Source organism: uncultured Porphyromonas sp., assembly GCF_902489635.1.
Lineage (GTDB): Bacteria > Bacteroidota > Bacteroidia > Bacteroidales > Porphyromonadaceae > Porphyromonas.
The window spans coordinates 1-24,359 of the sequence record NZ_CABUAN010000006.1; the positions used below are offsets into that span (position 1 = coordinate 1).

At 51.0% G+C, this 24,359-nt stretch carries 17 protein-coding genes, 3 tRNA genes and 1 pseudogene; 15 read left to right on the top strand and 6 right to left on the bottom strand.

All coding sequences use genetic code 11. The features are described from left to right. The first annotated feature begins 144 nt into the window (after window positions 1-144). The 15 genes and pseudogenes from RDM37_RS02105 to RDM37_RS02175 all read left to right on the top strand — a co-directional run. Window positions 145-810 carry a hypothetical protein gene (locus RDM37_RS02105; RefSeq protein WP_308554623.1) on the top strand — a complete coding sequence of 222 codons (666 nt, stop codon included), beginning with the start codon at window positions 145-147 and terminating at the stop codon, window positions 808-810. Between the two features lie 70 nt (window positions 811-880). Then, complete coding sequence (gene hpf / locus RDM37_RS02110; protein WP_308554624.1) at window positions 881-2,104, top strand: ribosome hibernation-promoting factor, HPF/YfiA family; 1,224 nt, start codon at window positions 881-883, stop codon at window positions 2,102-2,104. A 253-nt stretch (window positions 2,105-2,357) separates the two neighbouring features. Beyond that, window positions 2,358-2,440 (top strand) — tRNA-Tyr (locus RDM37_RS02115). Window positions 2,441-2,456: 16 nt separating this feature from the next. Beyond that, window positions 2,457-2,519 (top strand) — tRNA-Thr (locus RDM37_RS02120). A gap of 52 nt (window positions 2,520-2,571) precedes the next feature. Beyond that, window positions 2,572-3,759: an elongation factor Tu gene (gene tuf, locus RDM37_RS02125; RefSeq protein WP_308554625.1), complete on the top strand. Its 1,188-nt coding sequence runs from the start codon at window positions 2,572-2,574 to the stop codon at window positions 3,757-3,759. A 273-nt stretch (window positions 3,760-4,032) separates the two neighbouring features. Next, window positions 4,033-4,105, top strand: a tRNA-Trp gene (locus RDM37_RS02130). A gap of 19 nt (window positions 4,106-4,124) precedes the next feature. Then, window positions 4,125-4,325, top strand: a complete 201-nt coding sequence (secE, locus tag RDM37_RS02135) for a preprotein translocase subunit SecE (protein ID WP_293964012.1) — start codon at window positions 4,125-4,127, stop codon at window positions 4,323-4,325. Window positions 4,326-4,559: 234 nt separating this feature from the next. Next, window positions 4,560-5,102 carry a transcription termination/antitermination protein NusG gene (gene nusG / locus RDM37_RS02140; protein WP_374041881.1) on the top strand — a complete coding sequence of 181 codons (543 nt, stop codon included), beginning with the start codon at window positions 4,560-4,562 and terminating at the stop codon, window positions 5,100-5,102. A gap of 188 nt (window positions 5,103-5,290) precedes the next feature. Further along, window positions 5,291-5,734, top strand: coding sequence for a 50S ribosomal protein L11 (gene rplK, locus RDM37_RS02145; protein ID WP_297726268.1), 444 nt, complete (start codon window positions 5,291-5,293; stop codon window positions 5,732-5,734). A 15-nt stretch (window positions 5,735-5,749) separates the two neighbouring features. Then, window positions 5,750-6,454 (top strand): 50S ribosomal protein L1, encoded by a 705-nt coding sequence (gene rplA / locus RDM37_RS02150; RefSeq protein WP_308554626.1) that lies wholly within the window; start codon window positions 5,750-5,752, stop codon window positions 6,452-6,454. Between the two features lie 28 nt (window positions 6,455-6,482). Then, window positions 6,483-7,013, top strand: coding sequence for a 50S ribosomal protein L10 (gene rplJ / locus RDM37_RS02155; RefSeq protein WP_308554627.1), 531 nt, complete (start codon window positions 6,483-6,485; stop codon window positions 7,011-7,013). Window positions 7,014-7,063: 50 nt separating this feature from the next. Continuing rightward, entirely contained in the window at window positions 7,064-7,438 is a 375-nt protein-coding gene (gene rplL, locus RDM37_RS02160) for a 50S ribosomal protein L7/L12 (RefSeq protein ID WP_308554628.1), read from the top strand. 334 nt (window positions 7,439-7,772) lie between these two features. After that, entirely contained in the window at window positions 7,773-11,612 is a 3,840-nt protein-coding gene (gene rpoB / locus RDM37_RS02165; protein ID WP_308554629.1) for a DNA-directed RNA polymerase subunit beta, read from the top strand. Window positions 11,613-11,657: 45 nt separating this feature from the next. After that, window positions 11,658-16,007, top strand: coding sequence for a DNA-directed RNA polymerase subunit beta' (gene rpoC / locus RDM37_RS02170; protein ID WP_308554630.1), 4,350 nt, complete (start codon window positions 11,658-11,660; stop codon window positions 16,005-16,007). 217 nt (window positions 16,008-16,224) lie between these two features. Further along, a pseudogene (locus RDM37_RS02175) lies at window positions 16,225-16,386 on the top strand (DUF1016 N-terminal domain-containing protein); the annotation flags it as partial. Window positions 16,387-16,568: 182 nt separating this feature from the next. Here RDM37_RS02175 and RDM37_RS02180 read toward each other — a convergent pair. From RDM37_RS02180 to RDM37_RS02205, 6 genes are all read right to left on the bottom strand, one after another. Continuing rightward, entirely contained in the window at window positions 16,569-17,978 is a 1,410-nt protein-coding gene (locus RDM37_RS02180) for a CotH kinase family protein (RefSeq protein WP_308554631.1), read from the bottom strand. A gap of 37 nt (window positions 17,979-18,015) precedes the next feature. Continuing rightward, the gene (locus RDM37_RS02185) at window positions 18,016-19,362 is read right to left on the bottom strand and encodes a glycosyltransferase family 39 protein (RefSeq protein WP_308554632.1); all 1,347 of its coding nucleotides are present in this window, start codon (window positions 19,360-19,362) and stop codon (window positions 18,016-18,018) included. A gap of 72 nt (window positions 19,363-19,434) precedes the next feature. Next, window positions 19,435-19,917: a hypothetical protein gene (locus RDM37_RS02190; RefSeq protein ID WP_308554633.1), complete on the bottom strand. Its 483-nt coding sequence runs from the start codon at window positions 19,915-19,917 to the stop codon at window positions 19,435-19,437. Then, entirely contained in the window at window positions 19,904-20,650 is a 747-nt protein-coding gene (locus RDM37_RS02195) for a glycosyltransferase family 2 protein (protein ID WP_308554634.1), read from the bottom strand. The genes RDM37_RS02190 and RDM37_RS02195 overlap by 14 nt, the downstream gene beginning before the upstream one ends. Before the next feature lie 958 nt (window positions 20,651-21,608). Then, the gene (locus RDM37_RS02200) at window positions 21,609-23,216 is read right to left on the bottom strand and encodes a hypothetical protein (RefSeq protein ID WP_308554635.1); all 1,608 of its coding nucleotides are present in this window, start codon (window positions 23,214-23,216) and stop codon (window positions 21,609-21,611) included. Window positions 23,217-23,684: 468 nt separating this feature from the next. Further along, entirely contained in the window at window positions 23,685-24,194 is a 510-nt protein-coding gene (locus tag RDM37_RS02205; protein WP_308554636.1) for a hypothetical protein, read from the bottom strand. Window positions 24,195-24,359: the final 165 nt, after the last annotated feature.

The following is a 24,359-nucleotide window of genomic DNA, read 5'->3' on the forward strand; positions in this document are numbered from 1 at the left end:
CAGGACAATCTTGCAAGCAAGATTGTGAGACTGTTGACTTTTGCAACAGTCTCAATAATGTATCAGCCCTGTCCTCTAACTTCTAATCTCTAAAGTCTAATCTCTTTTTTCGTACCTTTGGGTATACATCTAGGCTCTACAACTATGCAGCACTTTACCCTAAAGTCCCTACTCTTGCCACTCCTGCTACTCCTAGGAGCAACCTATGCTATGGCGCAGGTGCGCGCCATCACGAGCGATGGCGATGAGGTAATGCTCTACCCCAATGGCACGTGGGAATATATCAATAGACGACCTAACCCCTATGACTATCAGGAGCCCTCGACAGCCGTCGGAGCGGGCATCTCAGGTCGGCATATCGGCATCATAGTGCGCAGGCAGATGCTCTTCGTGCTACGTGATGGGATGCTGGAGGATGTCATCATCTATGACTCAAAAGGTCAGCCCGCCTACTCCTACCGCGACGGGGTCTACCAGCTCCCCTATGGGTGGCAGGTGAGGTACGAGCCTCTCTCCGACCGAGTAGCCCAATTCGGTCCCTACACATTTAAGTATCAGATGCTCTCGGATCGACTGGAGCGGGTCGGCACCTGCGAGATAGACTACGAGATGCTTTCCGACCGCGTCAGACGGATCGGAGGCTACGACATCCGCTACGACGCTTTCTCTAGCCTTATCAGAGGGGTAGGCAATATAGAGATCCTGTATGACGCTTTCAACGAGCGCGTCACAGGCCTTCGTGGGCAAGACCCCAATCTCGAGATCTACTTCATGCGCCAGGGCAAGAGGCGTCCACTCCCTCTGCTGTAGCGTCTTGTGAAGATACTTGGTCTGAACATTTCGCACTCCATATATATAATGAGTGACTAGCCGCAATCCTATGGATCACATCATGCTGACCGAAAAGCTACAGCAGACGCTGGAGGCCTTTATGGAGTACCTGCGACTGGAGCGAAACGCCTCGCCGCTCACGCTCACCACCTACCGCCCTGCCATCACCTCCTATATGGAGTGCGCCCTAGAGCAGGCCAGCGACGAGTGGCAACCTGGTGATGCCGATCGGGACCTGGTACGCAACTGGATCATGCAGCAGATGGACAACGAGCTGACCAGTACGACGGTCAACAAGAATCTGAGTGCCGTCAAGTCCTTCTACAAGTATCTTCAGCTACGTGGTCTCATCGACAATAATCCGACTCGCTATCTGCGAGGGCCCAAGCGAGAGCACACACTCCCCTCTTTCCTCACACAAGCTCAGATAGAGGAGGCACTAGAGACAATCTCGACCGATCCCGAGGACTTTCTTGCGGTACGCAATCGGCTCATCATAGAGACTATCTACCAGACCGGTCTGCGCCGTGCTGAGGTGGCTAGCCTAGAGACGCAGCAAGTCGACCTCGCCTCCATGTCGCTACGCGTAGTGGGTAAGGGGCGCAAGGAGCGTATCGTCCCCTTTGGGGAGGCTCTCAAGGAGCAAATGAAAGCTTATCTCACATTAAAGGATCGAAAAGTGGGTCAGTCTCGTTATTTTTTTGTTACTTTGAAGTGCAGACCGCTCTCAGGAGCTGACGTCTATCAAGTGGTACACAAAGCACTCGATGTAGTGCCAGGCTTGCCCCGCAGAGGAGCTCACACGCTAAGACACTCCTTTGCTACTGAGATGCTCAATGCTGGAGCTCCGATCACCTCCATCAAAGAGCTACTGGGGCATAGCAATCTAGAGACCACCACACGATACACGCACACCTCCTTCGAGCAGCTCAAACAATTGTATCACGCTCATCCTAGAGCACAAAGTCAAGTATCACCTATGATCAACGTACACATCCAGTCTCTACAGTTTGATGCCAGTGAGGCACTCCAAGAGTTTGCAAAAAAGAAGATCGATCGTCTCGCTCGCTTTGACGATACCATTAGCAAAGCTGAGGTCACGCTGCGACTAGACAAGTCTAACGCTACCCAAGGTAAGATAGCTGCCATCCGTCTAGCAGTACCAGGCTATGACCACTACGCTGAGAAGGGAGCAGCTTCCTTTGAGGAGGCTATCGATGAGGCTATCGATGCGCTCAAGCGTCAGATAGATCGCGCTAAAGCAAATAAATAGTTTTGGTGAGTAGTAGATAGTGAGTAGCGGGTCTTCGCTAGCGACTAGAGTTGATCAGAGCTTAGAGGAAGGGACTCCCTATCCACTATCTACTATGCACTATCACACTCTTGGTACGCACTTTTTGAAAAGAAAGTTGCCCGAAAGTTTGGGTATCTCCAAAATAGTTCGTACATTTGCACTCAGTTTGTGATGCCATTCATCTCTCTCAAGCGTGAGAAGTGCCTTGGCAACACAGGCCGAAACAGCAATCGGGCAGTTACCAGAGTGGCCAAATGGGGCTGACTGTAACTCAGCTGGCGCAAGCCTACGGTGGTTCGAATCCATCACTGCCCACGCACAATATGCCTATGTAGCTCAGTGGTAGAGCACTTCCTTGGTAAGGAAGAGGTCCCGGGTTCAAATCCCGGTAACAGCTCATAAGATGTAAATGCTGATTATTAATCAAATAAATAACAAGTAAAGCTATGGCTAAAGAGAAATTTGAACGTTCGAAACCGCACGTTAACATTGGTACTATCGGTCACGTTGACCACGGTAAAACCACTTTGACTGCTGCTATCACTACTGTGTTGGCTAAAAAAGGTCTTTCAGAATTGCGTTCTTTCGATTCTATCGACAACGCTCCTGAAGAAAAAGAAAGAGGTATTACTATCAATACTTCACACGTTGAGTATGAAACAGCTAACCGTCACTACGCACACGTTGACTGTCCGGGACACGCCGACTACGTAAAGAACATGGTAACTGGTGCTGCTCAGATGGATGGTGCTATCATCGTAGTTGCTGCTACTGATGGTCCTATGCCTCAGACTCGTGAGCACATCCTACTAGCACGTCAGGTCAACGTACCTCGTCTAGTTGTCTTTATGAACAAGTGCGACCTTGTTGATGACGAGGAGATGCTTGAGCTCGTAGAGATGGATATGCGTGAGCTACTGAGCTTCTACAACTTCGACGGAGACAACACTCCTGTCATCCGTGGTTCTGCTCTTGGTGCTCTCAATGGTGAGCCTCAGTGGGTAGAGAAGGTTATGGAGCTCATGCAGGCTGTAGATACTTGGATCCCACTACCTGAGCGTGACATCGACAAGCCCTTCCTAATGCCTGTAGAGGACGTGTTCTCTATCACAGGTCGTGGTACTGTCGCTACTGGTCGTATCGAGACTGGTGTCGTTAAGGTAAACGACGAGGTTCAGATCATCGGTCTAGGTGCTGAGGGTAAGAAGAGCGTTGTAACTGGTGTGGAGATGTTCCGCAAGATCCTTGATGAGGGTGAGGCTGGTGATAACGTAGGTCTTCTACTCCGTGGTATCGACAAGGACGAGATCAAGCGCGGTATGGTCCTAGCACACCCAGGACAGGTTAAGCCTCACGATCACTTCAAGGCTGAGGTCTATATCCTAAAGAAGGAAGAGGGTGGTCGTCACACACCATTCCACAACAAGTATCGTCCTCAGTTCTACATCCGTACGCTAGACGTAACGGGTGAGATCACACTACCAGAGGGTATCGATATGGTTATGCCTGGTGATAACGTCACCATCGACGTCAAGCTCATCTCTCCAGTAGCTTGTAGCGTAGGTCTACGCTTCGCTATCCGTGAGGGTGGCCGTACGGTCGGTGCTGGTCAGATCACCTCACTAGAGGACTAATAATCCTCAGCTGACTTAGTCTCTGGCTCATCTAGAGCCTGCTTAAGGCTAGACAGCGAACTTAACTTCTCCCAACTCCCTCCCCCACTAAATATGGACTCACTCCCCTCGGAGCAAAGGCCATAGTGGGAGGGGGAGTTACGAGGAGTTTTCACCTCCACAATCATCATCTCTAGCAGGTCGAGTCTCTTGACTAAACTAATTAGGACTCACATACTGCGCACAACACGTCCGAGACTAAGTAGTCAGACGTGTACGAGACGATGCTAACATACGGGTTTAGCTCAGTTGGTAGAGCACAGGTCTCCAAAACCTGGTGTCGGGAGTTCGAGCCTCTCAACCCGTGCAAACTATAAGATGCTCTTATGAACTTTTTCAAGCGTACAGGTTCCTACATCAAGAACTGCTACAATGAGTTGGTACACAAAGTTAGCTGGCCCAGTCGTAGCGAACTGATCAATAGCACAGTGGTCGTCATGATCGCTTCGGTGATTATCGCCATCTTTGTCGCAGGCGTAGACTTTGTCTTCCAGCAGCTCATGCAGTTTGTGTACGGGCTCGTCTAGACTGTGCATCCAGTAGAGAGCATTGACATATTAAGCCTAGAGAGATAAGCAAGAGTCTAGGGGCAATGTGCCACATCAGCACAGCAGACTCCAGACAGGACTTGTAAAGTTCCCCTGATAATACTGTTTATCCACATCTTAGTAAAGGCTTTATCGAGTAGTCACAAACGGATCAACCGTATTCTATCATCGAATCTAATCTAAACTAAAGACATGAGTCAAGATTCACAACCCATGAGATTTTACGTTCTTCGTGTCCTCAGCGGACAGGAAAAGAAAGTCTGTGAGTATATAGAAGCGGCTAAGTCCAATGGAACTTTAGGCTCGTACGTACGTCGTGTACTAGTTCCCACCGAGCAGGTGGTCTCTCAGCGCAATGGCAAGAAGGTGGTCAAAGAGCGCCCCTATATGCCTGGCTATGTGCTGGTGGAGGCTGCACTCGTTGGCGATACAGAGCACACACTATGCACGATACCTAATGTAATAGGTTTCTTGAACTCTCGTATGACTGATGGTCAGCTATCTCCAGAGCCCCTGCGTACTCAAGAAGTACAGGATCTCTTGGGACAAGCCGATCGCGACGCTGAGGGAGCTGGACGCTTTGACGTTGAGTACAGCGTTGGTGAGTCTGTACGGATCATTGATGGTCCATTCTCAGACTTCTCAGCAACAATCGATGAGGTCAAGAGTGATAAGAGAAAGCTCAAGGTGATGGTGAAGATCTTCGGAAGGAAGACTCCACTGGAGCTTGATTACACACAGGTCGAGAAGGAATAGAAGATTGTTACGGATCGAGCATACCGACTCATAGTTGCTCACATAGGTGTAGTGCTAACTCTCTCGGATAGCGTCGAGCAGTGGTCTAGCTTCCAACTAAAAGACCTCTACTCGCTCCACGAGGATACTACCCTAGATGCAGTGATGACCTCCGTGTGTATCTGTTTATAATATAATCGAATAACAAAATGGCAAAAGAAGTTGCAGGGCAGCTTAAGCTGCAAATCAAAGGAGGGGCCGCTAACCCCTCGCCTCCTGTAGGCCCAGCACTTGGTGCTAAGGGTATCAACATCATGGAGTTTTGTAAGCAATTTAATGCCAGGACTCAGGATCGCGCTGGTAAGGTATTGCCAGTCGTGATAACCTACTATGCTGACAAGTCCTTTGACTTCATCGTCAAGACTCCTCCCGTAGCCATACAGCTACTAGAGGCTAGTAAGGCTAAGGGCGGCTCAGCAGAACCCAACCGAATCAAAGTTGCTAAAGTCACTTGGGATCAAGTTAGGACTATAGCAGAAGATAAGATGTCTGACCTCAACTGCTTCGCTGTCGAGTCGGCCATGAAGATGGTCGCTGGTACAGCTCGTAGTATGGGGATTAGTGTGACGGGTACGAAACCTGAGAATCTCTAATCGCAATCAACTGAAATGAGTAAACTAACAAAAAATCAGAAGATAGCAGCGAGTAAGGTCGAAGCAGGCAAGTCCTATTCACTAGATGAGGCTTCCAAGCTTCTGAAGGAGATTACCTTCACGAAGTTTGACGCTTCAGTAGACATAGACATTCGCCTGGGTGTCGACCCTCGCAAGGCTAATCAGATGGTGCGTGGCACTGTCTCACTGCCTCATGGTGTCGGTAAGGAGGTACGTGTCCTAGCACTCTGTACTCCAGATAAGGAGGCAGAAGCGCAAGAGGCTGGGGCTGACTATGTCGGTCTCGATGAGTACATCAACAAGATCAAGTCTGGATGGACTGACATCGATGTGATCATCACCATGCCTAGCGTCATGGGCAAGATCGGAGCTTTGGGTCGTGTACTAGGACCGCGTGGTCTGATGCCTAACCCCAAGAGCGGTACCGTAACAAACGATATCGGCGCTGCTATCAAGGAGGTAAAGGCTGGTAAGATCGACTTCAAGGTTGACAAGGCAGGTATCATACATACCTCTGTGGGTAAGATCTCTTTTGACCCTAAGCAAATTAGAGAAAACGCCAAGGAGTTCATCGACACGGTGGTACGCCTGAAGCCGACCTCTGCTAAGGGAACCTATATCAAGAGCATCTACCTCTCTACAACAATGAGTGCAGGGATCAAAGTAGATCCCAAGTCAGTCGTATCCGTAGTAGAATAACGTCTCACCATCTAAGAAACACAATTCTATGAAAAAGGAAACGAAGTCAACTGTCATCGAGCAGTTACACTCTTATATAGAGAGCTACCCCAACTTCTACTTGACCAACATCGAGGCACTCAATGCTGAGAAGACGAGCGAACTACGCCGTCTCTGCAATAAGAGTGGAGTCAAGCTGGTCGTAGTCAAGAACACGCTGATGCGTCGTGCCCTCAGCGAGATCGACTCTGTCGATTACGCAGAGCTCTACGAGTCTCTCAAGGGCAACACGGCAGTCATGTTCTCAGAGGTTGCTAATGCTCCTGCTAAAGCGATCAAGGCTTTCCGCTCTGACAATAAGGAACTCGGACGTCCCGACCTAAAGGCTGCGTACGTTCAGGAGGGCTTTTACATCGGAGCTGACCAACTCGAGGCTCTTGTCAACATTAAGAGTCGCGAGGAGCTCATTGCTGACGTTGTAGCTATGCTGGAGGGTCCAATCCAGGGCGTACTCGGGCAGCTCGATTCAGCAGCTGGCACTATCCATGGGGTCTTAGATACCCTAGCCGAGAGGCAATAAACATCTAAGAAATCACTTCAATCAGAAACAAACATAACATCAATACAGACATGGCAGATATAAAGGCTATTGCAGAGACTCTTGTTAATCTCACAGTAAAAGAAGTAAGCGAGCTCAAGGAGCTCCTCAAGGAGGAGTATGGTATCGAGCCAGCAGCTGCAGCTGTTGCTGTCGCTGGCCCTGCAGCTGGTGCTGCAGCAGAGGCTGAGGAGAAGACCTCTTTCGACGTTGTACTCAAGAGCTTTGGTGCTGCTAAGCTTGCAGTCGTTAAGGCTGTTAAGGAGCACGCTGGTCTTGGCCTCAAGGAGGCTAAGGAGCTAGTCGATGCTGCACCTACGAACATCAAGGAGGGTGTAGACAAGGCTACAGCTGAGGCTCTCAAGGCTGCACTTGAGGAGGCTGGTGCTGAGGTTGAACTAAAGTAAACCCGCTTGACACCTGTCTGACACAGGTCATATTGGTTAAGGATTCCCCCCTCGATACGTATGGGGGGAGTTCTTAGCCTTTTCGCATCTTTTGTCCTCTGGAGGCACCACCCACAGACGAAAGCTGTCACAATACTCAGTGACGCTCTCTATACGTTGAGGCGGTGTCTTAGACTGTCAGATAGGCTTAGATACAAGTCTCTAGAGCTAGACATCTATAGCTCGATCTCTCGAGTAGTGGCTCGCTACGCGTTAGTGAACACCTGCTCACCCGTCTCTCCCTGTGAGAGCAGCTCCTCTCCCCTACATTTACCATTTCTCTCTGAAGCATACGATGGCATCCAAACCAACCAATACTAGAAAGAGCTTCGCATCTATTGCTCATCCAATGGAGTACCCTGACTTCTTGGAGGTGCAGCTCAAATCTTTTCAGGACTTCTTTCAGCTCAATACTCCTGCCGAGAGTAGAAAGAAAGAGGGATTATTTAAAGTCTTCTCTGAGAACTTCCCCATCGAAGACACTCGCAACAACTTCAAGCTTCTATTTGAAGACTACTTCGTCGATCCTCCCAAGTATTCGATAGAGGAGTGCTTGCGTCGTGGTCTGACCTATAGCGTCCCCCTAAGAGCTAAACTCAAGCTCACCTGTGAAGACCCCGAACATGAAGACTTTGAGTCCACCGTACAGGACGTTTTCCTGGGTTCTATTCCCTATATGACACCTGCGGGGACCTTTGTCATCAATGGTGCAGAGAGAGTAGTCGTATCTCAGCTACACCGCTCACCAGGCGTCTTCTTTGGATCTAGTCTACACAACAACGGGACGAGACTCTACTCGGCTCGTATCATCCCATTCAAGGGTTCGTGGATCGAGTTCGCTACTGATACGAACAACGAGCTCTACGCTTACATCGATCGTAAGAAGAAGCTCCCCATCACGACCCTCCTACGCGCCATCGGATATGAGACAGACAAAGACATCCTCGACCTCTTTGGCATCGCTGAGGAGATCCCTGTCACACTAGAGTCGCTACAGGCTAACTATGGACGACAGCTGGCTGCCTCCGTCATACTGAAGTATTACGATGAGGAGAGTGAGGAGGAGACAGGAGAGACTGAGACCTTCGCCCGGTACAACACGCTCGTGGAGCAAAATGCTACCCTAGACGAAGACAACGCTCAGGTCATCCTAGAGAATGGTATCGAGACCATCCTACTACGTCGTGACTTAGTTGCATCCGATCAGGAGTCTGACCAGGAGGTCATGGACTACTCGATCATCTTCAACACACTCAAGCGTGACTCAGCCAACTCTGAGCAGGCTGCCTACAACTTCATCTACAACCTCCTACGCAACTCTACTCCACCCGATGATCAGAGTGCTAAGGAGATCTTCAACAACATCTTCTTCTCGGAGAAGCGCTATGACCTAGGCGATGTAGGGCGCTACAAGATCAATAGCAAACTAGGACTAGACATAGATCCCAACGTCAAGATCCTCACAGCTGAGGATATCGTTGCGATCATACGTCATCTGATCAAGCTAGTCAATGGTAAGGCCCCTGTCGATGACATCGACCACCTCTCCAACCGTCGTGTCAGAACCGTCGGCGAGCAGCTATACAATCAGTTTAGTATAGGACTGAGTCGTATGGCTCGTACGGTCAAGGAGCGTATGAACGTACGTGACAGCGAGGTCTTCACACCCGTCGATCTAGTCAACTCCAAGACGATTGCATCGGTTGTCAACAGCTTCTTCGGGACCAACGCGCTCTCACAGTTTATGGATCAGCAGAATCCACTCTCTGAGATCACGCACAAGCGTCGTCTATCGGCACTAGGCCCTGGCGGTCTGACACGAGATCGTGCAGGCTTTGAGGTGCGAGACGTACACTACACTCATTATGGTCGTCTCTGTCCTATCGAGACGCCTGAGGGTCCAAACATTGGACTCATCTCCTCGCTTTGTGTCTATGCTAAGATCAACGAGCTAGGCTTCATCACGACTCCTTATCGCAATGTCAAAAAGGGTAAGGTGAGCTTTAAAGACACCGAGCTTGCCTATTTTACCGCTGAAGAAGAGGAGGACAAGACCGTAGCTCAGGGTAACGCGCCACTAGATGACAACGGACACTTCGTCCGCTCTCGTGTCAAGGCGCGCTATGGCGCAGACTTCCCCGTTGTGGAGCCTGAGGAGGTAGACCTGATGGACGTCTCTCCGACGCAGATCGCTTCGATTGCAGCTTCGCTCATTCCATTCCTCGAGCACGACGATGCTAACCGTGCCCTCATGGGATCGAACATGATGCGTCAGGCCGTACCACTACTGACACCCGAGGCTCCTATCGTAGGCACAGGCATTGAGCGCAGACTAGTCTCAGACTCTCGCACTCAGATAGAGGCTGCGGGCGATGGCGTGGTCGTCTATGTCGATGCCACCAAGATCGTGGTCGACTACGACCGCACAGAAGAGGAGGAGCTTGTTAGCTTTGAGCCCTCAGAGGTTACCTACAAGCTACCCAAGTATCGCAAGACCAATCAATCTACCACGATAGACCTGAGCCCCATCTGCCGTAAGGGTGACCGAGTCACCAAGGGACAGATACTCTCTGAGGGTTTCTCCACACAAGATGGCGAGTTAGCTCTCGGGCGCAATATTTTGGCCGCTTACATGCCTTGGAAGGGATACAACTACGAGGATGCGATCGTACTCAACGAGCGCGTCGTCGCAGAGGATCTCTTTACCTCTATACATGTCGATGAGTACTCGCTCGACGTACGTGAGACGAAGCGTGGCATGGAGGAGTTTACGGCAGACATCCCCAACGTCAGTGAGGAAGCTACCAAAGACCTCGACTCTAATGGTATCGTTCGTGTCGGTGCTCGCATCGTACCGGGCGACATCCTAGTAGGTAAGATTACGCCAAAGGGCGAGTCCGATCCTACCCCTGAGGAGAAGCTACTCTTAGCCATCTTTGGCGACAAGGCTGGTGATGTCAAGGACGCTTCGCTCAAGGCCTCTCCCTCGCTCAAGGGTGTCGTCATCGACACGAAGCTTTACTCACGCGCCAATCGTAAGGGTGGTATAGCAGCTACACGCAAGATCAACCAGCGCTACGAGGAGGAGCTCTCCAAGCTACAAACGGCACTCAAGGACGAGCTAGTCTCCAAGCTGCAGACCATACTCAAGAAGCACAAGACCACAGCGACAGACTTCGTCGACTACATCGGTGTCGTCAAGGTCAAGGCTGGTACACGCATCACCAAGTCGTTGCTCCTCGATCTAGACTACTATGACTTGCGCATGTCTGACTGGACCAAGGACGAGCATACTAACGAACTTGTCAAGCAGACGATCGCTAACTATATCAAGAAGGACAAGATCACAATCGCAGAGGTCAATAGACGCAAGCTCGATGAGACCCTCGGCGATGAGTTGCCCTCAGGCATCATCCAGACCGCTAAGATCCTGATCGCTAAGAAGCGTAAGATACAGGTCGGCGACAAGATGGCTGGACGACATGGTAACAAGGGTATCGTCTCCAAGATCGTACGTCGTGAGGATATGCCTTACCTGCCAGATGGTACTCCAGTAGACATCTGTCTTAACCCGCTGGGTGTGCCTTCACGTATGAACCTAGGACAGATCTTTGAGGCCGTCCTAGCATGGGCTGGGCGAAAGCTCGGAGTCAAGTTTGCGACCCCCATCTTCGATGGAGCTACACTTGATGATCTAAACGAGTGGACCGACAAGGCTGGTCTACCACGTGGCGGTCAGATGAAGCTCTACGATGGCGGTACAGGCGAGCCTTTTGACCAGGAGGCAACCGTAGGTGTCACCTACTTCCTCAAGTTAGGTCACATGGTCGATGACAAGATGCACGCCCGCTCGATCGGTCCGTACTCACTGATCACACAGCAACCTCTCGGTGGTAAGTCCAACTTCGGAGGTCAGCGCTTCGGAGAGATGGAGGTGTGGGCACTGGAGGCCTTCGGTGCGGCACACGTCCTTCAGGAGATCCTCACCATCAAGAGTGATGACGTCGTGGGTCGCTCTAAGGCTTACGAGGCGATCGTACGTGGCGACAACATGCCCACGCCCGGTCTCCCCGAGTCTCTCAACGTGCTACTCAATGAGCTCAAGGGTCTAGCCCTCAGCGTACATATTGAGTAATCCCCTCCCCTATCCTTACACACTATATATAGTCAGACTTAAGTTATGGCATACAAGACAGCCCCTAAGAGCAAGACCACCTTTTCATCCATTAGGCTCTCCCTGGCATCACCTGAGGAGATCCTAGCGGCATCACATGGAGAGGTTACGAATCCGAATACTCTTGACTATAAAACATACAAGCCAGTACGTGACGGACTCTTTTGCGAGAGAATCTTCGGCCCAGTCAAAGATTACGAGTGCAACTGTGGTAAGTTCAAGCGCATACGCTTCCGTGGTACCATCTGCGACCGTTGTGGTGTAGAGGTTACGGAGAAGAAAGTGCGTCGTGAGCGTACTGGGCACATCAAGCTCGCTGTACCCGTAGCGCACATTTGGTACTTCCGCAGTCTACCTAACAAGCTGGCATCGCTGCTCAATCTCAAGTCGAAAGACCTAGAGGCGATCATCTACTACGAGAAGTATATCGTACTGCAGAGCGGTGTCTCTGACCTAGAGGTCAATACGATCCTCACCGAGGAGGAGTATCAGGCCAAGCTAGACGAGATCGATCAGAGTCATCCAGACAACTACGACCTGCCAGAGAGCGATCCAGACAAGTTTGTTGCAAAGATCGGTGCAGAGGCACTCTATGAGATGCTCTCCAACCTAGATCTAGATAGCCTCTCCTACGAGCTACGCGACAAGGCTCAGACAGAGACCTCACAGCAGCGCCGTCTAGACGCACTCAAGCGACTCAACGTCGTCGAGTCCTTCCGCGCTTCTAAGGATATCAACCGCCCCGAGTGGATGATCCTCAAGGTGGTACCAGTCATTCCGCCCGATCTACGCCCACTCGTACCGCTCGATGGTGGTCGCTTTGCAACAAGTGATCTCAACGAGCTCTATCGTCGTGTCATACTGCGTAACAATCGCCTCAAGAGACTCCTAGAGCAGAGCGTCCCCGAGGTGATCATTCGCAATGAGAAGCGCATGCTACAAGAGGCTGTCGACTCACTCCTCGACAACTCACGTAAGTCAAGTGCATTCAAGGGCGAAAACAACCGTCCCCTCAAGTCTCTCTCAGACAGCCTCAAGGGTAAGCCCGGTCGCTTCCGTCAGAACCTACTCGGTAAGCGTGTAGACTACTCGGCACGTTCCGTCATCGTCGTCGGCCCTGAGCTACAGATGCATGAGTGCGGTCTGCCTAAGGATATGGCAGCTGAGCTCTACAAGCCCTTTATCATCCGCAAGCTCATCGAGCGTGGAGTCGTCAAGACCGTCAAGAGCGCTAAGCGCATCGTAGATCGTCGTGACAACGTCATCTGGGAGATCCTTGAGAACGTCATGAAGGGGCACCCTGTACTACTCAACCGAGCTCCGACGCTACACCGTCTAGGTATACAAGCCTTCCAGCCCAAGATGATCGAGGGCAAAGCTATCCAGCTACACCCCTTGGCTTGTACCGCTTTCAACGCTGACTTCGATGGTGACCAGATGGCTGTGCACCTTCCCCTAGGCAACGAAGCTATCCTAGAGGCTCAGCTACTCATGCTCGCCTCACACAATATCCTCAACCCCGCCAATGGTGCACCTATCACCGTCCCCTCACAGGATATGGTCTTGGGACTCTACTATATCACCAAGATCCGCAAGGGAGCCAAGGGCAGTGGGCACACCTTCTACGGTGTCGAGGAGGCTCGGATCGCATACAACGAGGGCAAGCTAGACATTCACGCACCGATCAACGTACGCATTGACAACGTCCTCGAAGATGGTCAACTCGTCAGCAAGATCATCGAGACCTCCATGGGACGTATCATGGTCAATGAAAACGTCCCCACCGAGGTCGGTTACATCAACGAGACCCTAGGCAAGGGTGCGCTACGCTCTATCATCTCCAATGTGATCAAGGTGTGTGGCTTTGCCAAGACTGCCCAGTTCCTAGACAAGATCAAGAACCTCGGATACCACATGGCATTCAAGGGTGGTCTCTCCTTCCGTCTGCAAGACGTCGTCATTCCTAAGGACAAGGAGAAGCTTGTCGCTGAGGGCAATGAGCGTGTCGAGGAGATCTTCGCACAGTACAACGAGGGCTTCATCACCAATACCGAGCGATACAACCAGATCATCGATACGTGGAGTAACGTCTCTAACAAGATCACCGCTTCACTGATGAGACAGCTAGCTCTAGATGACGAGGGCTTCAACAACATCTTCATGATGATGGACTCAGGAGCTCGTGGTTCGAAGGAGCAGATTCGTCAGCTCGCCGGTATCCGTGGTCTGATGGCTAAGCCTCAGAAGAGTGGTTCAGGCGGTGGTCAGGTCATTGAGAACCCTATTCTCTCCAACTTCAAGGAGGGTCTCTCCGTGCTAGAGTACTTTATCTCCTCTCACGGTGCTCGTAAGGGTCTAGCTGATACCGCGCTCAAGACTGCAGATGCTGGTTACTTGACCCGTCGTCTCGTGGATGTATCGCACGATGTTGTCATCTCTGAGGAGGACTGCGGCACACTGCGAGGCATCGAGATGTCTGACGTGATGAAAAACAGTACCGTCGTCGCCACCCTCGGTGAGCGCATCCTCGGTCGTACATCCGTCCATGACATCAAGCACCCCGAGACTGGCGAGTATATCGTACATGCTGGTGACGAAATCAACGAAGCAGCTGTAGCTGCCATCACCGCTGCCGGTATCGAGACCGTCGAGGTACGATCAGTACTCACCTGCGAAACGAAAAACGGCGTCTGCGCCAAGTGCTACGGTCGCAACCTTGCCACCAACAAGCTCGTACAGCGAGGCGAGGTAGTCGGTGTCATCGCAGCGCAAGCTATCGGTGAGCCTGGTACGCAGCTTACGCTACGGACCTTCCACGCTGGTGGTACAGCAAGCAACCAAGAGACCGATGCTACCGTACGTGCACGATTCTCTGGAACCATCGAGTACTCAGACATCCGCTACGTAGACGTGGAGCGTGCTGGACGAGACGGCAATATGCGACCCGCACACATCGTGGTCAACCGTACCGCCGAGCTACGCATCCTAGACCCCAAGACGGGTGTCATACTGCAGCACGAGCTGGTACCCTATGCCAGCACCATCTTCTTTGCAAACGGAGCCACCGTCAGCAAGGACGATACACTGCTCAACTTTGACCCACACAATACAGCTCTTATCTCCGAGTTCTCCGGGCGTCTTGTCTTCGAGAATCTTGTCGAGAAGGTTACCTTCGAGTACGAGACCGACGAGAGTGCTTCGCACAAAGAGATCGTCATCATCCGCAAGCAGGGTGTCAAGAACAATCTCATCCCGACGGCTCAGATATTGGACGACAAGGGCAACGTACTTCGCTCGTACAACCTCCCCGTCGGTGCTCACCTAGTCAAGGAGGATGGCGATATGATCACACAGGGCGACATCATCACCAAGACACCTCGCGCTATCTCTGGTGCTGGTGATATTACGGGTGGTCTGCCTCGTGTTCAGGAGCTCTTTGAGGCGCGCAATCCATCGAGTCCTGCTGTCGTAGCAGAGATCGACGGAACCATCGACTTCGCTGGTGTCAAGCGTGGCAATCAGGAGATCTCCATCACCTCTCGTCTAGGCGAGATCCGTAAGTACTTCGTACCACTTACGAAGCAGATCCTCGTACAGCCTGGCGACTATGTACGTGCCGGCATGCCCCTCTCTGAGGGTGCTGTCACGCCAGCCGACATCCTCGCCATCCAGGGTCCCACGGCCGTACAGGAGTACATCGTCAACGAGGTTCAGGACGTCTATCGTCTACAAGGTGTGAAGATCAATGATAAGCACTTTGAGGTGATCGTCCGCCAGATGATGCGCAAGGTACAGGTCATCGATCCAGGAGATACACTCCTGATGCCACAGCAGATTGTGGATAAGAACGAGGCTACCGAGGAGAACGACAAGCTCTGGGGTATGAAGGTGATCACCGATGCTGGTGACTCCACCACCATGAAGCCTGGACAGATCATCTCGAGCCGTAAGCTACGTGATGAGAATAGCTCCCTCAAGCGTCGTGACCTCAAGCCCGCTACAGCACGTGATGCGATGCCTGCTACGACCAATCAGATCCTACAGGGTATCACCAAGGCTGCGCTACAGACGCGAGGCTTCATCTCGGCGGCTTCCTTCCAGGAGACCTCTAAGGTACTCAACGATGCTGCCATATCGGGCAAGGCAGACAAGCTCGAGGGCATCAAGGAGAATGTCATCTGCGGTCACCTGATCCCTGCAGGTACAGGTCTACCCGAGTATGACAAACTCCTCGTCATGTCGCAAAAGGAGCATGACGAGATCGAGGCTCAGAGCCGTCAGACAGGATCTGATGCCAGCTACCGCGCCAAGAAGCTCGACGAGGAAAAAGCCTCCGAGACCGCTTCCGCTAAGTAACAACTGCCTCACAGAGCAGCTCGTATAGTAGCTCTACCGTAAAGATTATCTCAGGAGTGCTCCCTATAGCCTCCTAACAGATATAAGCAACGAAAAGGAAGGCTCGCCTCAAAGGTCCACACGACCTCATGAGGCGAGCCTTCCTTTTGTTATGTTCCTTCGCCAGCACCCAGATATAAGAGGACGAGACGAGTAGCCCGATTTCCGAAATCTAGAATATTATGCGTGGATTCAACTGTCAAATGAAATTCTCCAACCACTAGTTGGAGAAATTAGTTGGTCGAAGCATATCGTCATTTTGACCAAGTGTAAAGAGACCCAGCAAAGGCAATTCTACATCCTCGCTACTAAGAAGTATCGCTTGACGAGTAACGATTTGTAGGGACGCACGGCTCGTGCGTCCGTTGTAGTACAGAGAGACGTATTCCTTTGCCATCAAATCTTGACGTTGTACGTAACGGATAGTTCGACAACGGACGCGCTCCCGCTAGACACTCCCGAGCGTCCCTACATTTTACTATACGTCTCGCTTTGACACTGCGGACGATACGCAACGCGCTCTTACGGGACAATCACCTTGCTATTGTCCACGATATAGACGCCTTGCGGTAGATCACGCATCGCCTCACTGTAGTCATCAGCAATGCGCACGACCTCGCCCGACATGGTGTAGACGATGTGGCGACCAGCGGTCGGCACTACGGGCGCAATGGCATTAGGCGTAGCCGGCAGGTGATTATCAAACCAGTCTACATTCCGCCGAAGAGCAGTCGTGAGCTCCTCCGCTGCGCTGTGCAGAGGCTTGAAATCGCCCTTAGACCAGCGCTGCTTGTCCCGCGCATAAGCCTCCTCATAAGGGGCAAAGCAACTCTCCAAGTAGCGCATCCACTCATCAGAAAGCACGGGGTGCACCTCTTTCCACACCCTGCAGACGGCTGAGCTAAAGTCTTCGTCCTTGAGTAGCTCCCCGATCCAGTGAGGCGCAAAGGCGTAGTGCACCTTCATCCTAAAGGTGTAGTCCGTCTTCTCCCGATTCATACAGGTGAGGTCCCAGATAGGGCCTGCCACCCACTTGCTCCCCTCGCCCTGATCTTTGTGTAGGTAAAAGCTCCCGTGGAAGCCATCGGGATTGTCCATCACCTCCTGAATGATGAAAAAGCGAGCCATCGCATCTACATCGACACGATCCTTCCAGCGGCTAGTCGCTTTGTTCGGAGCATAGATATCATCGTTGAGTCCCTTAAACTCATCAGTCAGCCAATCCCGCTGTGCCGTCGAGAGCACCTTCGGTGAGTGGTAAGTGATGTTGATGATCCAGCGGTCATTCTCTCTAAAGCTAATTTGGTTCTGCTCCTTATAGTTGTCCACCTCTACCAGCCAGCCCCCAGGGATGGTCGCTGCATCCTCGTTATTGTCCGGCTGCTCATAGATGTTGACACGATTCTTCCCGATCCGTATCGTCTCCGTCAGCAAGTAGAGACCAATATAGTCACCATTGAGCACCACCTCGATCGGCTTTGTGGAGGGCGTCCACGCCATCCCCATCAGCTCGCCAAGCTTCATGCCCGCCATCGTCGGAGGCCAAAAATTCAGGAGTGCCCAGTGCTTATTCTTCGGCATACCCATGAGAGAGAGCTTATCGTCCAGCTTGAGCTTATAGGGCTTCTTGTCCCCCTTCCACGAGGAGTGGCCTCTGCCACGAATGTTCATTCCTAAAGGCTCTGCGGCAGTTCCTAGATTCACCTTCCCTGCGGGGTCGGAGATGTAAAACGTAGCTCGCTTATACTCTTTCTTCGTGATGATAGGCTTGCCATCGGCCGTAGTGATATACATGATAGGGATAGTCTGTGACGGCTCTACCACAGCATCGGAGGGTAGCTCCGCATCACTCTGCCCCCGACAGGGCAGCAGCGCCGTAAGCATCACGCCCAGCGTCAGCAGGACCACTGTACCAATCGAATTATGTCTCATAGCTTGATAACTTATAGTTGACTGTGAAGAGGGGCACTTAAGAGAACCACGACTCTACCTTGCGAAACGCTAGGTAGAAGGCATCTAGCGTGAAGGTGCAAAACAGCGCAATCGGCACAAAGCAAAAGAGGTATCTCTTCGCAGAGTAAGCAATCACGTTGTCTATCGAATCCCAAGAGTAGTTGATATGATAGAGTAGCAGACCGTACAGTAGCAAAGGCAATACGAAGGCCATAGCCACTTGCCCTAGACGCCCCCAGTGCTTACGCTTTATCATGATCGGTAGACTGGCGAGCAGCGATATCAGCAACAACAAGAAGCTCCAGCCGTAGAGCTGCGTATTGGTCAGATGCCCCCACAAGCCCTTGGCGATCAGATTGGCTTTGTCGCCATCCCGTAGGAGTGAGGTGATGACAATACTCTCTGAGGTCATGCCTGTCCACTTTTGATGCAGGAACCAGCAGCACATGGGGAGGAGTATGATCATCCCCCACCCTATGAGGTGCCACCACTTCAGTCGCTTGACAAAAACTGGGTATAACAAGTAAAGCCCCATCGCCATCGGAAATACAATCCCGTCATACCGAGTCAAGATACTACCCAAGAGTAGCAAGCCACTCACCCAGAGGAGTCCGTAGTCAGTGGTCGGCTTTTCGCGAGAGCAACTTTTCAGGGCGTAGATCACACCGAGCGAAGCATAGATTGCATGGATCACATTTGTTGCCGAGAGGGACGAGAAGGCTATCATCTCTGGCGTGATAAGGACGAAAAAGGTTGCGATGATAGCACCCGTACTCCCCACCACATCTCGTAGCACACCGTAAAACGAGATCAAGAAAAAGAGAAAGAATAGCCCAGGGATCAGCTTTGATGTCTCAGCCCCCAGCACATAGACTATGCTGTAAGAGAGCTGTACCAGCGGAGCGTAGGTGATGTAGCTACCAGCATTGTGGATCAGCGGATTCTCATCAGGACTAAAGACCGAGAGGCCATACATCGTGTGCTCTTGCGCAATGAGGTAGCCCAAAGAGTCAAAGCCAGCAAGGCTATCTCTATCAAAGGTGGGGAAGAACATACATTTCCTAAAATTCATCACCTCGATAACCACCACAAGGACGAAGAAGATAAGCCACACAATGTTGATCCTGCCCAACCACCCCTTCAGCGTAGCCCACGAAGGCAAGCTGGCGGTGAGCCTTTTGCTCTTATATAGGAGCAGTAAGCCCGCCACCAGCACAAGGAGCAGACCCACGACGACCCATACGAGCGAGAGCCTCTGACGCAGTAGATCTTGTAGCATCATGAGCCCGACGGCAAGCAACATGCCGACGGGAAATGAGAGCCCGACTAGTTCGACACGACTGAGCGAACCTCTCCCTACCACACTCAAGAGAGTCACTCCAGACATGCACAGCAATATGACGAATAGTATAATGGATAGCATAGCACAAGGAGGTTATTGGATAGAGTCGTTTGTTAGAGGCACAATCGCAACTTCGATGGATGGCGGAAGCGCACCAGTCGGGAACATCTCACGTCCCCCATCACCCACGATCAAGACATGCGTTGGCACCCGATGATTGATCTGATACTCTTCACGGGTCACTACTTGCCGTGGATAGAGGAAGCGCATCGCCCAGAGCTTATTCCACGGCTCTCCGGCTATTTCCTCTTGCTGAAAGTACTTAGCCGCAGGAATATAGATGATCGCATCCTCAGGGGTCTTGTCACGCACATACTTGTACACAGCGTAACCGTTGCCAAGCTTCATCTGGTAGCGATCGCTCAGCGAGGACTCTTTGTACTCGCTTGCCACCTTCCAGTTGCGTCGTAGCATAGACCAGACGAACTGATACCCCTTCTGCTCAAAAGTGTAGGAGATCAGTAGCACCGCAATACACCCTCCGAGAAGGTTACAAAGGACCTTACTTACTTTCATGAGACTTCTTCTTAAATCGATATTTAAGTAGCGTAGAGATGGCCGTAATGCCATCGCGCCAAGAGATCTTCTTCCCCTCATCCACCGACCTCGGGAAGTAAGATATAGGGATCTCCTCAATCTTTATTCCTCGCAAAGCTGCCTTTGCGGTCACTTCGGGACAGAACTCAAAGCCCTCACACTCCAGATCGAACGACACTAGCAGCTCCCTTTTGAAAAGCTTATAGCAAGTCGGTTCGTCCGTAAGACGCTGCCCGTATAGCAGGTTGGTAACCTTCGTGACGAGTTGTCCCCCAAGGTAGAAAGAGGTCGGGAAGCGCCCCTTGCGATGCAACACAGAGTATAAGTAGCGACTCCCGTACAGGACGGGCAAGTCTGACTCCCTAGCATAGCTCAGCATCTTGAAGATGTCATTGGGGTCATACTCCAGATCCGCATCGTGGATGATGACATATTCCCCCGCACACAGGGGCAAGCCCTGTCGTATGGCATACCCCTTCCCTCGATTGACCTCATAGCGGAGTACCTGGTAGTTGCCATCGGCAAACTTGGACTTCAGGACTTCATTCGCGATCGCTGTGGTATCATCAACTGATCCGTCATCAACGACAATCAGCTGACAGTTTTGCTGGGACGCTCGTATGGCTTCGATACATCTCTCTAGAGACAAGCCGATAGTCCCAGCTTCATTATAAGCTGGGACTATTATAGAGAGAGAGTCTATGCTCTGCATAAGTATATTAGAATAATGTATTAGTCGCTTCCTATTGTGGGAGCTAAGATACAAATAATAACTCTATCCACCAATGATTTGACTTAGGCTCGCAGGGCTGACGCATTATAATCGCTCAGGAGCTACACATGAGCGACAAGCAAGGCTTAGATAAGTTCCCTATATACAATAATGTGTCACCCCTGCCTTCAGCCTTCTAATATCTAATCTCTAACTTCTAACCTCTAACTTCTAATCTCTAACTTCTAATCTCTAACCTCTAACCTCTATTTACATATCTTTACGGGGAAATTTGTCCGATTTCCTCCTTTCTCGAATATCCACGTGGACATTTTTTATTTTCCACGTGGACGTCAAAAAATTCCTCCGAAGTTTCATTTCATTCTTCCGAAGTTTCATTTCATTCTTCCGAAGTTTTATTTCGCGCCCACGTGAAGAATTTTCCTTTTCCACGTGGGTATTTCAAAATATCCACGTGGAAATCCATTTTCCCCGACACAGCCCCGTTTCGAGATGTAGCCAGTTCTAAATTATTGTAGTAACCCAGCGTTGAGTTTCCCCAGCCCATGTCGACGCCTCATAATCGCTCCGTCAGGAGCTACACATGACAACAAGCGAGGCGTAGACGAGGGCATTATAATAATGCATCAGCCCTGTCGCTACATCGGGCTAGTCGTAAGATTTGCAGATAAAACGAAGTAGACCTGCAAGGAGTCTACAGCGATGTAGTGCTCCCTGCGGGACTGCTATATCTGTATTTGGGCGAAGCTACTGCTCTGCAGCGACCCAAGCGACACCGATCGTCTCGACGCCCGCTAGGATTGCCTGCCCCGTTGCTAGCCTTAGCTCGATAGTGTAGAGTCCTAGGTGAATCTACGGGGGGCGAGGGGACCAGAGCCTTCGTAGAGCTACGATCCGAGCATAAGTGGAGCGTGCTAGGAGGCTCTAGTCGACTATATCATCGTACGATGATCCATTCGCTATGCTCCTCAGCGATCACAAGGTACTTACCAGATGGATAAGTAGACAGATCTATCTCGCCTTGTCCTAGGCCATCAGTCTGAATGGTTGCCATACGCTTACCCTCTTGCGTATAGATAGAGATGTCGCTGTAAGGCTTGAGACCATATACTCTGGCTAGGTCTCTAGCAGGATTAGGCGTGATCGTGAGCTCCTGTCTCTTAGTCGGATCAGCTATACTATTAACACTGCGGAATGTGATGGTGATCTCTACATCCTTGGTGACTAGGTAGACTTTGTCTTGCGTTATGTCTTGATCTCCGACCTTGATACTCTCTAGCTCATAGCCTTCGCTAGGTGTCGCCTCGACTTTTATCTCGGTAGCAAAGGGGATCCGCCCAGGGTCAGTCACGTCTAGAACTTTTGCTGTGCCGCCCTCTCCGACAGATAGTGTCACGTGGAGGAATGTCGTATCGCTCCCCTCGTATGGGATGAGGTCCTTAGTCTCAGGATTGAAGTCGTAGACAGTCCATCCCTTGGCGATTGCCTCTGCGACTTGAGCTTTGAGGATTACGTTTTGCTCTTTGTCGCTATGTGTATTGACTGCAACCAGCTTGGCTCCCTCTTTTTGTAGCAAAGATGTCACGAGAGCCTGCATATCGTTGGGGTAGATGCGGTTCTCTATGCACCAGATACTTTTCAACTCGGGATTGTGCGACAGATCCATCGTCTTTATCGAGTTATGCTCTACAGACATCACCTGTAACTTAGGACAGTGTGACACATCGATCTCTTGTAGCTGGTTACTCTCAGCGGCTAGCACGGTGAGCTGCTCGAGCTTAGAAAGGTCTAGCGCGGAGAGCTGGTTGTTGTAGCAGTCTAGTCGTACGAGCTTGGTCTGTGCAGAGAGGTCTATATCCGTAAGCTTGTTGTTGGCTACGAGTAGCCAGGTGATAGCTACGTTTTTGGCTAGGTCTAGGTGCTCTATATTATTAGTCCCCAGGTCTACAACCTTTACGTTGGGGCATCCACTCAGATCGATGGTCGTCAGCTGATTATTGGCAGCCTTGAGCATTGTAAAAGAGGGGTGACTCTCTCCGAGCTTGAAGCTCTGGAGCTGGTTGTCAAAGCAATAAACCTCGTATAGGCTCTTGCATTTAGATAGATCCAGCTGCTGTAGCTTGTTTTGCTGGCAGTAGAGTGCCGATAGGTTTATATTGTCTCCTATATTCAGCTCTGTGAGCTGATTGCCTGAGCAGTTGAGCGTTTGTAGACATGAGATGCCAGATAGATCTATTGCGGTGAGCTTGATCTCTTGGCACACCAGATCGGTTATCTCCCCCATAAGCTTGATGGTCGGCGAGGTCACCGTGTACTGATTGCCTGCGAAGGTTGATTTACCCGTGGGGGTGAGCCCCTCGATAATCGGGTCCTCCCAATCATCTGTCTCGAAGGAGAGCCAAATGGTGTCTCCGACAGAAGTCTCTGTGGTGAGCACGATCGTTGGGGTGATGGTCTGTGTGTTATCGCCAGGAGTCTGAGCAGTAGCCAAGAGTGGCCATGTCAGGAGCAAGGCACAGAGTAATGTTTTTGTAGCTGTTTTCATGACTTATATCTGTTTTAAGTTGGTGTTATTGGTAGCTTACCCGTTGATAAGAATCAGTGAATGAGGGAATAACTCGGACTATTCACAGGCAAATATACGTAATTGGATGGTACTATGCTACAAGCACTTATCGAACAAGTCTCACCATGCGGGCGCAGGAGGAGACTGTTGCAAAAGTCAACAGTCTCACAATCTTGCTTGCAAGATTGTCCTGACTTTGCATAAAGGATGAAGCGCAAGGCGCTGAGGGTGAGGTCTGAAACTCACATACCTCCGTATGTGACCGAAGCCGAATCCCGAAAGCAACACAGCGATTCGCCTTTATGCAACAGTCTCAAGAGTGGTAGTGTGGTTGCGATCGTGTGGCGGATCTGGATAAAAAAGGAGGCTCGACCGCTGGATAGTGCGATTGAGCCTCCTAGTTATACCGTCTGCTGACTCGAGTCAGAGAGCGATCTCTCTAGCGCGCTAGAAGTTGACCGAAAAGCCCATGTCCAGGCCTATGCGATGAATCAAGCTGGACCCTGAGTAGATGCCCATCTTGTAGTCAACGCCAGACCGCCATGCCACACGTGGGGTGATGTCGCAAGAGAGACCAGCACCGACACCGACGGCACCGCCGACGAAGTTGTGGCCTGAGAAGTGAATCATCTGGAGGCCTCCGAAGGCATCCAAAAAGAAGTTCAAGTTATTTTGGGAGGGGAAGTAGTAAGCAATCTGCGGCCCTAGTCCGAGGCCCCCTAGTTCACCTGTACCCTCGTAGTGGATCGTAGCTCCTACGGAGAAGTTGTCCTTGACGAACCAACCTATAGCGGGGTTCACTAGTACGTTGAAGATGGCAATTCCTCCTTCACTGCCAACAGCTGAGAGGCTGAGCGTACCAGTGACCTCACGACGTCCCGCCGTCCTCTGCGCCTCTAGACTACAGACGCTCAGGAGGCTAACGATGAGCGCAATAAGCAATGTTTTCTGTTTCATGTGACTTATGTTATGTGATTAGTAGCTGATTTCTTACGGGGCTCCTCACAGATCTTGCGAGGATGCACCACAAATATACAAAAAGTTAAAGAGAGACATCCTTTTCAGCAGAGATAAGTTTACGCATCTAAGTATTGCATTTTTCTTGATTTGTCTGTACATTTG